Below are 12,718 nucleotides of genomic sequence, written 5' to 3'. Positions count from 1 at the left end.
CACCCTAACGCGCCTCACTGACAACGCTCCTGAGGGTCCCCCAGACCACCAGCCGGTACTTGGAGGTGTACTCGGGCGTACACGTCGTCAGCGTGATGTAGGACCCGGCGCTCTCATACCCGTACCCCGGCCTGACCGAGCTCCGCGGCACCGGCGCGATGACCCCCACGTCCCCCGGGCTGGTCTCCGCCAGCACCTTCCCCACCACGTACGTGTACCGCCGCCCCCGCAGGTCGACGAAGACCTCGTCCCCCTCCCGAAGCCGGTTCAGGTACCGGAACGGCTCCCCGTGCGTGTTCCGGTGCCCGGCCAGTGCGAAGTTCCCCTCCGCCCCGGGCTGGGCCGTCCCGGGGTAGTGCCCCACGTACCCCTTGTCCAGCACCGCCCGCCGGTCCACCCCCTCCGCGACGGGCACCGAGAGCCCGAGCCGGGGAATCCGCAACACGCCGTACGCCTCGTCCCGCGCGGGCCCGGCCGCGGCCGGCGCGGGCCTCGCCCCCGTCCCCCCACCGGCCCCCGCAGCGGGCGGCGAAGCCCGCACGTCCCCGCCCCCGGCACCGCCAGAACCCCCCACAACCACCCCGGCCCCCTGCCCGTCCCCCTCCCCCACAGAAGGCGCCAAGGAGGCGTCCCCCTCCCCCTCTCCCCCCTCCCAGGCCCTCTCCAAAGCCCTGACCTGCTCCTGCGCACCGGCCACGGCCTGCCGATTGGTCCACCACACCTGGTGCACCACCAGCAACGCCACCACCACCCCCACCGTGGTCAGGACCTCAGCCGCCACCCACAGCAGCCGCGCGAGCCCGGCCCGGGCCGCTCGCCGACCGCCCCCTTGCACCACCACACGCACCTGATCCCGCACGGCCGGCACCCTAAGACTTCCCCCCTCAACTGACCAGCGGCAGTACGGTGTGAACCATGCGCCCCGACACGCCTGCAGAGCACATCGCCGAAGCCGAGCGCCTCATCCGCACGGCGACCCGCTACCCCGAGGACCAGGAACCCCTGCTCCTCCAGGCCGCGGCCCACCTCGAACTGGGCGACGCCCGGGACCGCGCGAGCGCCCTCTACGACCGCCTCCTCTCGGCCTCGCCCGCCAACCCCCACCTGATCAAGGCCCGCCAGGCCGCGAACCTCTGGGAGTACGGCCACGAGGCCGAGGCGCGCGCCCTGATCTCCGGCATCCGCGCCGCGGCGCCCACGGACCCGGCCCCGTGGGAGGTGATCGCGGAGGCCCTCGAATCCCACGACGAACTGGAGGCCTCCCACGAGTGCTTCACGGAGGCCGCGACCCTCCTGACCTCGGAGGACACCCCCCTCACCCAGGCCACGACCGCGCTCCTGACGGGCCGCCACCGCGTCCGCCGGCTCCTCGCCCTCCCCCACGACGACTGGGACATGGTCGCCGACACCCGCCACATCGGCCCGATCCCGCTGGACGAGCTCCACGACCCCAAGCGCATCTGGGCCCTGGGCTCCAACGACCCGGCCGAACTCCGCGCCGAGATCGCCCGCCTGCGCGCCGAACTCGGCGACCGCCGCGCCGCCCTCTCCCGCCCCTTCCCGGTGGCCATCCTCCACTGGCCCGCCCGCGAACTGGCCGAACTCCTGACGGGCTACCCCACCCTCACCTCGGAGTACCCCTCCCACGAGGCCCACCTGGCGAAGGTCGAATCCTCCCTCCGCGCCCTGGCCGCCTCGGGCACCACGAACCTGGGCATCGTCACGGGCAGCGTCCCCTCGTACGAGGCCTTCGCCGCCTCGGAGAAGTCCTCCCCGGCGTCCCCGTCCCTCCTGGCCGAATACGCCACCACCCTGGCCGCCCGAGGCAAAGCCACCCCCTGGCCCCCCACCCCCACCTCCCCCTGCTGGTGCACCTCGGGCAAGCCGTACGCGGAGTGCCACGGGGCGGACGGGGCGGCGGCGCAGGGATGAGCAGAGGACGTCTAATCCTCCAGCGGCCAGGGGAGATCTGCACGAACGGCGATACGAGTGAACACACGCTGCTCGCCCCCAGCGACGACGCGGAGGCCCAAGCGGTACTGGACTGGCTGCGGGCATTCGATGTGGCCGGGCTTTACACAGGAGCCATCGCCAACGCGATCGACTACGTGCTGGACGGGGCCCGGACCGGCCGGTACGACCTGATGGCTCCGGATGTCCACCCAGGCGAGAAAGCCTCTGTGGGAGCAAAGCTCGAGTACGAGGTTCTCCGCTCGTTCTCCTTGCCGAAGGAGCCCCCGCTCGACACGCGCATCGCGAAGGTCCCGGTCGACATCAAGGCAACCGTCGGTTCGAACTGGGCAATTCCGTCAGAGGCTCACTGCCAGCTCTGTATCTGCACCCAGATACAACTCGGACGGGGCCGGCACCGGTCATGGCTGGTACGGACCCACCGCTCATGGCTTTACCGGGGCAAGGGAAACAAGGACGGCAAGCGGGGCCTTGCGGTTGATGCGCGTGACCAGTGGAGCACCCCGCTTTACGACTGGACGCCTCTGCCGGTCAACCCGCTTACCCTGCTCACCGCAGAGCAGTCCGCTCGCATCATGGCGAAGCGGCCCGGCCAGGAACAGCGCTTCGCCATGATGTTCCGGCATCTGGAAGGGCACATCATCCCTCGCAGCGTCATCTCGACAGTGGGAGCGGGCAAACTTGACCCGCTGCGCCGCGCCCGAAACGTCCGGAGGCACCTGGCGAAGGACGGCCTTACCCTGCTGTGCGGGAAGTGGCGCGACCAACAGGATCTCGCAGCAGCTCACAAGATCACTCTAGGGCCGGAGGACTGGGTGGCCCTGCGGCTAGAAGAAGGGCAGGCTCATGACGGGTGAGGACCCGTGGCAGCCTCCCGAGGGTTCATGGGCCTCCTCTGCGGCCCGTCGGCGCAACATGCAGGCCATCCGCAGCCGGGACACCAAGCCAGAGTGGATCATCAGGCGTCTCGTACACGCACAGGGTCTGCGATATCGGGTCGCCGCCCGGCCGTTGCCCCGGCTGCGGCGCACCGCCGACCTCGTCTTCGGCCCGTCGAAGGTGGCAGTCTTCATCGACGGCTGCTACTGGCACGGGTGCCCGGAACACTATGTGCCGCCCAAAACCAACCAGGGCTACTGGTCCGAGAAGGTCGCCCGGAACATCGCGAGGGACAGGGACACGGACCAGCAACTGGAACAGGCCGGCTGGCTCGTGCTCCGGTTCTGGGAGCACGAGCGGTCCGAGGCCTGCGCGGCGGCGATCGCCGCCGCCGTGCAGGAGCGCCGCCGCTAGTCCTGGACAGGCGCCGCTTGCGCACCTGCGCCTCGCAGCACCGTGGCGATGGCCTTGCCGACCACGCGGGCCACGGGCGGCGGGAAGGCATTGCCAACCTGGCGGTACTGAGCGGTTTTGCCGGGAAGCTTGCCCTCGGAGCCGTCGCCTTCGAAGTCCCACTCCCGCGGGAACCCCTGGATAATCGCAGCCTGGGTGACCGTCAGCATCGGACCCGCACGGAACAGGTCGCGCTCCGCACTGTCCTTCTTCTCGACGTCCTTCGGCGAGTTGGCGACGCCAAGCGCGTTGACGCCCAGCTTCGCCCAGGCAGCCTTCGCCCGGCTCGGCCCGAGGTCGGCGCCACCGTGCTTCTTGGAGCCCCCGACAAGAGTGGGTGCGATGCCGACAGCGGCATTGCGCCATTCCTTCAGCGCGATCTGGGCGTCATGCCCCAGCTCGCCGCCTGCGTCAATGAACGGCTGGTACCGCTCGGCCATCGTGGCGTCAAGGGCTTCCCCGACGGTCGTGAGCTTCTTGTTCGGAACGGGCCACTGGAACTCCTGGTCCCCCAGGACGTCGGTGCGGATCGCGACGAGGATCGCGCGCGGCCTCAGCTGCGGGACACCGAAATCACTGGCTTCCAGGACGTTCCAGCCGCACACCTTGTATCCGGCACCCTCGTACATCTGCCGGACACCCGACTGAGGGTCCGTGGCCATTCCACCCTGCAGCCGCGCCTGGACCCACTCCCGGTATTCATCAAACTTGTCATCCTTGATGCCCCGGACATTTTCAATCATGACCGCCTTGGGGCGGAGGCCATCAACAAGCTGCAGCATCTCCGGGAAGAGGTCGCGCTCATCATCCTTACCGAGCTGCTTTCCGGCATGCGAGAAGGGGGGGCAAGGGACGCCGCCAGCGAGAAGATCAAGCTTCCCCATCTCGAGCGGGCCCCCGAGAAAAGCAATGGCCTTTTTCAGCTGAACCATCGGATTGAAATCTTTGACATCACCTTCGATGATGTCGCAGAATTTGCGCTCGAATTTCCAGCCTTCCCGATGGGTGACGTTGCGCCTCAGCGTCGCTGCGGCGTGCTGATCGATCTCGACGAGCGCAAGGTGCTTGAATCCGGCCTGGTGGAGGCCGATGGCCTGCCCCCCGGCGCCAGCACAAATCTCAATCGAGGTCAGCGCGTCGTCGCGGGCATCCATCGGGTCCTCCTGGTGTAGCAGATGCAGACAGGCAAGTGTCGCATCTGCCACTGACACCTAAGGCCACTTCGCTCCGTGCGGGTGCGCTGGCCCCCGTCTACCTCACCCGTCACGTCGCCTTCAGCGAACGCCGGCGGCCTGCACGTGCTCCAGCAGAGCCCGCATATCGCCCTCGTCCATGCCGGCCGCCACTGGCGCTTCCTCCTGCAGGTCCCCGAGCTGGCGCACCGACGGGTCGTCCAGGATGGCGCCCATGAACTCCAATTTCTCCGCGAGCCTCAGTGCGACCACCTCATCGATGGTGCCCTCCGAGGCAAGGACCGTGACGCGGGTCTCAGTACCCGGGGCCAGCCCGAGCCGATGGATGCGGTCCAAGCTCTGCAGGAACCGGCCAGCCATGAAGTCGCGGTCCACATACACGGCGTCATGGCAGTGACGGTGCAGGCTGATGCCCTCACCCAGAGTGGCGGGGTTAGAGATCAGCACGAGACAGTCCGGATCGTTGCGGAACCGGCCGATCTGCTCCTCGCGGTCCTGCGTTCCACCGTGCACCACAGCGGGCTGGAACTCCTTCAGCAACACCTCCAGACTGGTGATATTACGAACAAAGGTCGACCACACCAGGGTTTTCCGGCCCGCTGCCGCATTCCGGGAGACGATCGCCCTCAGTTCCCTGTACTTCGGCGGCATCTCATACTGGCCAAGACGCTGCAGCAAACCGTAGAGCGGCTCGTCCGCCGGAATATCCAACGGCGGCACCTGGAAACTGAGCGGCTCGTGCCTGCTGGTCCCCTCCACCAGGAGCGCGGGGCTAGTGGCCGCCATCAGCAGCCGTAGCATCGCCTTCCCCAGCGCGTCGAAGTCATCTCTGGACAGTTCGGCGCGCGCGGTGAACCGCCCGACGAGGGCGTCGTAGATCTCGCGGTGCAGCCCTTCAAGCGGAACTGTGCGCATAACGGGCTGGAAGGGCGGAAGGCCCAGCTCACTCTTGGTGGTACGGGTGAACAGCGGACGGAGAACCGAGCTGGCGTGGGCCAGATCCCCGCCCGCCACCGCCTGTGTGACCACGCGGCGGCCATGACCGGGCCAGACGAACGACATCAAGTTCTCAAGATCGCGTGCCCCGTTCGGGGCTGGCGTACCGGTAAGGATCAGCCGGCGCCGGGTCAGCGGTCCCAGCGCCATGCAGGCACTCCCATACGTGCCTTCGGCCCCGAGCTTCATCCGGTGTGCCTCATCAAGGATCACCATCGACGGGGCCGCACGCAGCCAGCCAGCCAGCCCCGTCAACGAGGGGTCGAGCCGCTCGTAGTTGACCACCAGGATCTCGGCGTGCGGATCGGGAAGCCTGCCCATGACCGTGGTCACCGGCTGGCTGCGGAAACACTCCCGGGTTTCAGAAATCCAGGACTCGTAAGCCGACTTCGGACTCACAACCAGCAGACGCCTGGCCGTTCCCCGCTCCTTCATAGCCGCGTAGACCGCCAGCCCGACCCTTGTCTTGCCGGCACCAGGCACGCTGAAGTTCGCGCCGTGCCTCATCGTGAGAAGTCTGGAGATGTCCCGGCGCTGGAAGGCCGTCAGGTCTGCGCACCAGTCACTGCCAAGAAGAGCGGGGACTGCGTCAGCATCATCCTCAGCCCCTCCTGAGCCGCTGGCCGCCGGAGCGTCGTCCAGGTAGGCAGCCGCCTGGTCCGCGTCATCGAAGACATCGTTGACCAGGGCAAGCAGATCCTGCTCCCACTCGACCGAATCTGGGGCCGGCCAGTCCGACAGCACATGGAGGCCCGCCAGGAAGTCGTCGAGCGGTACCTCCAGCAGATGAGGCCCGCGCTGCCCGCCAACAGGGAAGCCCGTCGCCACATGAGTGAGGTCGGGTCCGAACTGCTCAGACGCGCGGAGCACCGCCTTCGTACGGGAGACGTCAAAGGCCAGGTGCAGCGACGGCTCGGTCACGCCCCCTCCTGCTGCCGCATAGCTCCGAGCAGCCACACCACTCCGTCGCCCGGCTCTTCGATGCGCGCCGTCTCACGGGCAAGCTTCGTAAGACTGGCCTTGAGCGCCAGGATGGCCTCATCCAGCGTCTCCTCATCCAGGTTCCGTGAAGCCCGGGCGAGGGTCATGTCAGTGACGCACTGCTCAATGTCCTGAACAGCGTCGTGCAGCCGGTCCGGAGCGGCCTGTTTGCGCTTGCGCACGCGGGCGTCCTTGCCCGCCGGCACGAGAGCTTCCTCAACCGCCTCTCTGGCCTGTCGCCACAGGGCGGCTGCTTCCTCAGATTCCTGCTGGTCCACCGCCCCGGGCGCCCTCTCCACCGCCTTGGCCTGCAGCAGCGTATTGGTGAACGCCTTCGCCGCCGCAACCTGGGGGCTGTCGGCCGGGACGGACCGGTTGAGGCCCGGGATGACACGGGCCGTGCCAGCCTGGGCAGGAGTCTGCTGGAGCTGCTCTGGCAGATGCCTCTGGAGGTACCGGCTGCGGAAGTCCACATCCGCGAGACGGACATCCGTCTTCGAGAATTCCAGCACGATGAGCGCGAGCCTGTTCTCCTTCAACAGGTCAGCCTGTGCCGGGTTCTGCCGGGATGCCTTGGCGAAGGCCCGGTGGAGCTCGCGCAGCTTCTCCTGCTGATCCTCGAAATCCAGCAGCTTGAGCTGAGCCGACTCAGTCTTGGAGCGCGTGACGAGGTCGTTGAGGGTGGCGAGCACCCAGCGGTCCTGCTCAGCAGTCTCCGTCCGGATCCGGAAGTCCTTGGCGATGTCAGCGAGCGGCCGGCCTGCTGCGGCCTGCTCCTCGATCGTGAGCAGACGGTTGATGTAGGAGTACGGCCGACGGGTGTCATGACGCAGCTGCAGCGACAGCTCCACCGCGTTGATGTCGGCCCAGGTGCACGACGCCGGCAGCACTCCGACCCGGACACTCGGAACACCGAGTTCACGCAGGGCCGCGACTCGGGTGTTGCCGTTGACGAGGATCCCGTCGCGCGTGATGAGGCCCGGCTCGTTCTGCCTGTACTCCCGAAGGCTCGCCTTGAGCTCGTCAAAGTCTCCGTCGCGCTTCGCCGGGTTGGCGGGGAGCGCTTGCAGCAGGTACCCGAGGTACTCCTGGCTCTCCGGTGCCCAGGGGCCGGCCGCGAGGAGGCGGTCACGCTCGAGATCAAAGCTGCGCTGGGCCCGGATCCGGTGGGTCGAGGGATTGAAGTAAAGCTGGTCCACCGGCATGTCGATGACCTGGACCACTTCCGGCTTTGTCCGCCATTCAACCGTCAGTGTCTCCTGGAGGCCGTCACCTGCGCCGGCTTCCTTGAGGCGCTGCTCGACCAGTTCCTGGTTCTCGGCGGCACGGGGCGGCCGGCCGAAGTCCATGCTCACGGGGCGTTCTCCTCTGACTGCATGTCCATGGATGCGTAGTGGGGCGGGCAGCGGGGGGCCGCCGCGCTAGACGGCCCCCCAGTACACCTATTTTCAGACCGGAGGCAGCCCGAGAGCCTCACGGATCTTGTTCCTGGAGTCAGCCGGCAGCGTACGGATGTCCGCCCAGAGGCGCTCAACCTCGGCGAACTCCCGGGCGTCGGCCGCGACCCAGTCCGTCAGGGTCTTGCGGTTCAGTCCGTCGAGCCGGTCCACCCGTACCAGAACGGCTTCCAGATCAGCCGTCAGGCCCTTGCCTCCCACCCGGCACCGGTTGCACTCGGCCACCAGCTCCACCTTGACCTTGCCATCCGCCTGGATGACGGGCCTCCTGGCAATGTCGAGCTGGGCAGAAGCGAAGGTGCCGGCGTACGTCTCTCCCGCGGTGATCCCGCACGAACGGCAGTGGTGTCCATCACGGGCCAGGATCTCGCGGCGCTGCGTATCGGTAATGGACGAGGCCGGCCGGGTGCCCTTGCCAGGCTCCCACACCGGTTCCCCCTGGAGGACGAAGCGCTGTTCATGCTGGTTCAGCCCCAAGTCCTCACGGTTGGTGTCGATCCGCCAGCCGAAGTCACGCAGATCCCGGACCCTGCGGTCGGCCTGGCTCACGCCCGGGAACGCCTGCTTCACCTCTTCCTTGGTGAAGACGTTCCCCTCCCCTACGACGGTGACAAGCCACAGCGCCGCGCGCTTCATCGTGCCGAACTTCTCATCCGTCCAGGACGGAAGACTCATTGCCCATCTCCTTTTTCTGGTCAGGGTTGAGCTGTCCAGCCGTCCTCGCGGACAGCTAGAGGAGCCCCCCACCGGCACCTCAGCGAACGACGTAACTGTTGCTCAGGAACTCGGCGGAAATCCAGTACTCACGGGATTTCGAGGTCAGATGAAAACTCCAGGCGGTTCACCTCTGACCGTTCTGCCGTAAGACTTCAGTGAGATATCCGCATCGGGACGAATGGAGTGGTGATGCCTCGGCTGACGGGGAAATGGAAGGACCTGCCGGTGGATCTGCCCACCGCCCACCGGGCGCTGGTGGAGATGCTGCGCAGGCTGCGCGACTGCAGCCGCAGACGGCAGGCCGACATCGCCGTGTCCGGGCACCTTGTGCCGTCCAGCCTCTCCAACCACCTCAACGGCGTCCGGATCCCGGAAGAAGCACAGATCAAAGCCTTTTTCAAGGCAGTCCGGGACGAGTGTGAGGGGCCGGACGGGACGGGGGCCGAACTGCCTTGTTCGCTCGATGAGCTTCTGGAACTGAGACGGCTGGCTCGCGCACACCACTGCTCGTGCGTTCCTCACACCACCGACAGAACGGCACCTGAAGAAGCTGATGCACCGCCGGCTTTCCCGCGTTCTGGCCACGACGCGTCGTCGTACACGGCTCCCGTCGCACGGCGCATGCGACGCCGCTCCTTTCCGGGAAGGACGACTTCCCGCCTCACCCGGCAGCGGATTCTGGCCCGGCGCCAGGTGCCGGTCCCCCCAGCCGAGGGGGACCGGCCGCACGCCGGACTCCCCGCCGTTGACTGGACGGAGCTTGAAACGCTCATGGCCTCCCTGGCCGATGGCCGCAACCGTGACGCCGGACTCCTGTTGTGGCGGGCCGGAAGGACCCTCACCCCCGCAGAACTGCTGGATGCGGTGGGAGCATGCCGCGCGGCAGGGCTTACCGAAGCCGCCGAGGCCGTGCTGACCAGCGTCAGCGAACGCGTCGACAGGCAGGCTGTCTTGAACATCGCTGCGGCGTTCCAGCGTGCCGAGAGAGCGGAAGACGTGGCGTTCCTGCTGTCCGCCGCACTGAATCACTAGGCCAGCGGCAGGGCCAGCTGGACGTGGCCGCGGGCCGTGAGGGTGGGTGGGGAGTGGCGGGGGGTGGTGAGGGTGAGGAGGGTGCGGAGGGCTGAGAGGACTTCGGTCGGGGTGTCGCGGATCATCGACGGGGTGGCGCTGACCACCAGGACGCCGTGGGATTCCAGGCGCAGGCGGCGGCGGAGGGTGGCGTGCCAGGCGTCGCGGGTGTAGTGGTACTCCACCGAGTCGACCTCCAGGGCCACGCCCTCGTCGGGCCAGTAGGCGTCCGGGCTGGCCAGGAAGGTGCCGTCCGGGGTGTAAAGGCGGGCGTTCCACAGCGGGGTCGGGAGGTCCGTGCCGGCGAGGACGTCGCGGGCCCGGGCCTCGGCGACCGAGCGGACCCCCGCCAGGAGTTCCCCGGCGGCGGCGCGGACCGCCGGGCGGGACAGGAGGCGGGCGCTGCGGAGTTCGGTGTGGAGGTCGTTCGGGTGGCACCAGCCGGACTGGACGACCTGCGCCAGGACGGAGCGGACCCGGTCGGGGCTCGGGCAGCGGGCGGCGAAGTCGGCGGCGGCGCGGACCGGGCGGGCGCTGGGCACGCCCGCGACGGTGAGGGTGCCCGGCCAGCGGGTGGTGGTCACGGGGCGGACCTGCGGGACGGCGGTGAGCCGGCGCGGGCCGCGGATCAGGACCTCGGCCGGGGTCGGCGGGGCGTCGCGGATGCCGAGGAGGGCGAGGGCCGCTCCGCCGGTGAGGGCGGCGGTGTCGCCGGCGAGGGGGTCCGCGGTGGGCTCGGCGGCGTAGAGGACCGCGGCGAGGGCGCGTTGGCGGTGGTCGGGCGGGCCGGTCTGGAGGAGGTAGACGCGGGGCAGGAGGCGTTGCCAGGGGCCGCCGGGGCGGGTGCGCGAGGTGATGGTGGCGTGGGGGACGCCGGCGGTGGTGGTGAGCTGGTGGCGGGTGGCGAGGTTCAGCTGGCGGCGGGTGAGGGGGGTGAGTGTTTGGGGGGTGGGTGTTCGGGGGGTGGGTGTCTTGTGGGTGTTCATGGGCCCGGTATGCCCGGGGTGGGGGTGTCCAGTCTTCTCGTTTGGGTGCTGTGGATGAGTGGGTGGGGGTGGGGGGTGGGTCGTCAGGGGCGGCCCGGGTGGGTCGGGGAGAGAAAGACGGCCACGTTCGTCTCCGTGCCGGGGAGGGCGGGGACCTCGTGCCAGCCGAGGCGGTGGTAGGTGGCGATGGTGTCCTCGGCCAGGCGTGAGGTGAGGAGCCAGGCCCGGTTCTGCGGGGCGTCGGCGGTGATCTCGGTGAGGAGGGCCCGTCCGGTGCCGGTGCCGCGCGCGTAGGCCCGTACGGCCAGTTCGTCTATCTCCAGGGCCCCGATCAGCAGGTCGCGCACCCGTTCCGGGCCGAGCTGGGCGGCGACCTGGGGGTAGCCGCGGCCTGCGGGGAAGGGTGCCTGGGTCAGCCAGGCGGTGGCGAAGCCGTCGATGCCGACGGGGGATTGGGCGAAGGCCGTACGGAAGCCCGGGCGCCGGACGTCGGCCTGGAGGCGGCCCGCGAAGTGGCGAATGGTTTCTGCGTCCTCGTTCCAGGGCGGGGCGGAGAAGACGTCGGCGTAGGCGTCCAGGAGTTCGTCGGCGAGGTCGAGGACGGCGCGGCCGTAGGAGATCACGTGCGGCTCCGGGTGGAGGTGGGGGGTGGGGGCGGTGGGGGGTGGGGCGCTGCGGAGGGGTGTTTTGGGGTGGAAGACCGAAAGTAGGCGATCGGGGTTCCACGGGCTGCGGATGGGAGGAACCTGGCGTGTGCCGACAAATCGGCCGCCGGGTTTGCGTGTCGCGGGGCGGTGCGGGGCGTTGAGCAGCCCGTGGACAGACTGCTGCGGGTGGCGGGCCGGTGTGCGCTCGCCTTCCTCCTCGTCCTCGGGGTCGTGGCGCTGTTGCCGCGCGCGCTGCGCGAGGCGGTGCCCGACGCCGTGGTGGGCGGGGCCGTTCTCGCGCTCGGGGCGGTGGGTGTCCGCCGGGGTTCCAGGCGTCCGCGTTAGCCTCGTGAGCGGTTGAACGGTTGAACGGGTTTTCGCAGCGCAGCGCATCGCATCGCATGGCATGACTTATCTGGCGCGTACGCGGGTTCGTGTGGTGCGTACGCAAGACACGACGAGGGAGATCGACATGGCGCGGGTACCGAGTTCCGCGGTGGCGGCAGCCGGGCTGGTCGGCGGCTACGCCGTCGCCCGCTGGACGAAGAAGCGACCCCTGGGCGGGGTCGTGCTCGGCGCCGCCGGGATCGTGGCCGGGCGGGAATGGCACCGCCGCGGCGGGGTGCCGGCGGCGGCCGGCCTGGGGGCGCTGTACCTCGCGGGCTTCGCGGGGGCGCATCCGCTGGCGAAGAAGGTCGGCGCATGGCCGGCCGTCGTCGGCGCGGCGGGCGTCGTGGCCGCCACGGCGTGGGCGGTGGCGGACCGGGGCTGAGCGGAGTCCCGTCCCCGGGGGGCGTCCCGGGGGGCCCGCCCGCCAGGGCCGGGCTGTGGCCGCCCACCCGCCTCCCTGGGTGGGGGTGGGAGCGCGTGTCCACCGCGTACCCCAGGTGCGGGCAGGGGTCTGATGCTCGCCACCTCCCCCACGTCCGGGCACGGGCGCGTGCCCACCCGCCTCCCGCAGGTGCGGGCAGGGGCGCCTCCACCGGGTGCGGGCAGGGTCTTCTGCCCTCGCCTCACCCCGAGTACAGGCACGTGGACGCCGCCCACCCCGCGTATGGGTGGGGGCCTTTGCCCACCGCCTATCCGGCTACGGGCGCACGCCCACCGCCCACCCCGGGCACAGGTACGGGCAGGGGGCTGATGCCCGCGCCTCCACCGGTGCGGCCGCGTGTCCACCGCCCACCCCGGGCACGGGCACGGGTACGGGCAGGGGGCTGATGCCCGCGCCTCCGCCGGTGCGGGCGCGTGTCCATCGCCTCCCCCAGGTCCGGGCGCGGGCGCGTGCCTGCCTTCCGCCCCGCCTGCAGGCGGGGGCCTTTGCCGACCGCCCACCCCGTACGGGCAGGAGCCGCGTGCCCACCGCCCAC

General features: G+C 69.6%; 13 protein-coding genes. 6 read left to right on the top strand and 7 right to left on the bottom strand.

The features are described from left to right. Positions 1-4: 4 nt before the first annotated feature. Positions 5-781, bottom strand: coding sequence for a class E sortase (locus AB0O29_RS10835; RefSeq protein WP_365149348.1), 777 nt, complete (start codon positions 779-781; stop codon positions 5-7). 134 nt (positions 782-915) lie between these two features. Between AB0O29_RS10835 and AB0O29_RS10830 the strand changes: the two genes are divergently transcribed. From AB0O29_RS10830 to AB0O29_RS10820, 3 genes are read left to right on the top strand one after another with little or no spacing between them, the layout of a single operon-like run. Continuing rightward, a complete protein-coding gene (locus tag AB0O29_RS10830; RefSeq protein ID WP_365149345.1) occupies positions 916-1,932 on the top strand; it encodes an SEC-C metal-binding domain-containing protein in 1,017 nt (338 codons plus the stop codon). Further along, positions 1,929-2,828, top strand: coding sequence for a NaeI family type II restriction endonuclease (locus AB0O29_RS10825; protein WP_365149342.1), 900 nt, complete (start codon positions 1,929-1,931; stop codon positions 2,826-2,828). Before AB0O29_RS10830 ends, AB0O29_RS10825 begins: the two co-directional genes overlap by 4 nt. Further along, complete coding sequence (locus AB0O29_RS10820) at positions 2,818-3,264, top strand: very short patch repair endonuclease (protein ID WP_365149339.1); 447 nt, start codon at positions 2,818-2,820, stop codon at positions 3,262-3,264. The genes AB0O29_RS10825 and AB0O29_RS10820 overlap by 11 nt, the downstream gene beginning before the upstream one ends. Here the strand turns inward: AB0O29_RS10820 and dcm are convergent. The 4 genes from dcm to AB0O29_RS10800 form a co-directional block, all read right to left on the bottom strand. Then, entirely contained in the window at positions 3,261-4,457 is a 1,197-nt protein-coding gene (dcm, locus tag AB0O29_RS10815) for a DNA (cytosine-5-)-methyltransferase (protein WP_365149336.1), read from the bottom strand. The genes AB0O29_RS10820 and dcm overlap by 4 nt on opposite strands. Positions 4,458-4,577: 120 nt before the next feature. Next, positions 4,578-6,413: a DEAD/DEAH box helicase gene (locus tag AB0O29_RS10810; RefSeq protein WP_365149333.1), complete on the bottom strand. Its 1,836-nt coding sequence runs from the start codon at positions 6,411-6,413 to the stop codon at positions 4,578-4,580. Beyond that, the gene (locus AB0O29_RS10805; RefSeq protein ID WP_365149330.1) at positions 6,410-7,828 is read right to left on the bottom strand and encodes a transcriptional regulator; all 1,419 of its coding nucleotides are present in this window, start codon (positions 7,826-7,828) and stop codon (positions 6,410-6,412) included. Before AB0O29_RS10805 ends, AB0O29_RS10810 begins: the two co-directional genes overlap by 4 nt. A 93-nt stretch (positions 7,829-7,921) precedes the next feature. After that, positions 7,922-8,605, bottom strand: coding sequence for a hypothetical protein (locus AB0O29_RS10800; RefSeq protein WP_365149327.1), 684 nt, complete (start codon positions 8,603-8,605; stop codon positions 7,922-7,924). A 267-nt stretch (positions 8,606-8,872) separates the two neighbouring features. On the opposite strand from AB0O29_RS10800, the gene AB0O29_RS10795 reads away from it, so the two are divergent. Continuing rightward, a complete protein-coding gene (locus AB0O29_RS10795; RefSeq protein WP_365149324.1) occupies positions 8,873-9,679 on the top strand; it encodes a hypothetical protein in 807 nt (268 codons plus the stop codon). Here the strand turns inward: AB0O29_RS10795 and AB0O29_RS10790 are convergent. Then, complete coding sequence (locus AB0O29_RS10790) at positions 9,676-10,704, bottom strand: hypothetical protein (protein ID WP_365149321.1); 1,029 nt, start codon at positions 10,702-10,704, stop codon at positions 9,676-9,678. The two genes, AB0O29_RS10795 and AB0O29_RS10790, sit on opposite strands and share 4 nt — an antisense overlap. Positions 10,705-10,787: 83 nt before the next feature. Then, on the bottom strand, positions 10,788-11,327 hold the full coding sequence (locus tag AB0O29_RS10785; RefSeq protein ID WP_365149318.1) for an N-acetyltransferase: 540 nt from the start codon (positions 11,325-11,327) through the stop codon (positions 10,788-10,790). A gap of 192 nt (positions 11,328-11,519) precedes the next feature. On the opposite strand from AB0O29_RS10785, the gene AB0O29_RS10780 reads away from it, so the two are divergent. Beyond that, positions 11,520-11,696 carry a hypothetical protein gene (locus tag AB0O29_RS10780; protein WP_365149315.1) on the top strand — a complete coding sequence of 59 codons (177 nt, stop codon included), beginning with the start codon at positions 11,520-11,522 and terminating at the stop codon, positions 11,694-11,696. A gap of 127 nt (positions 11,697-11,823) precedes the next feature. After that, positions 11,824-12,123, top strand: coding sequence for a hypothetical protein (locus AB0O29_RS10775; protein WP_045952120.1), 300 nt, complete (start codon positions 11,824-11,826; stop codon positions 12,121-12,123). Positions 12,124-12,718 lie beyond the last annotated feature (595 nt).

Origin of the sequence: Streptomyces sp. NPDC089915 (assembly GCF_040684675.1) — a bacterium.
Classification (GTDB): domain Bacteria; phylum Actinomycetota; class Actinomycetes; order Streptomycetales; family Streptomycetaceae; genus Streptomyces.
Note: the sequence above shows the minus strand (reverse complement) of the source record. Positions and strands in the feature narration are given on the sequence as shown.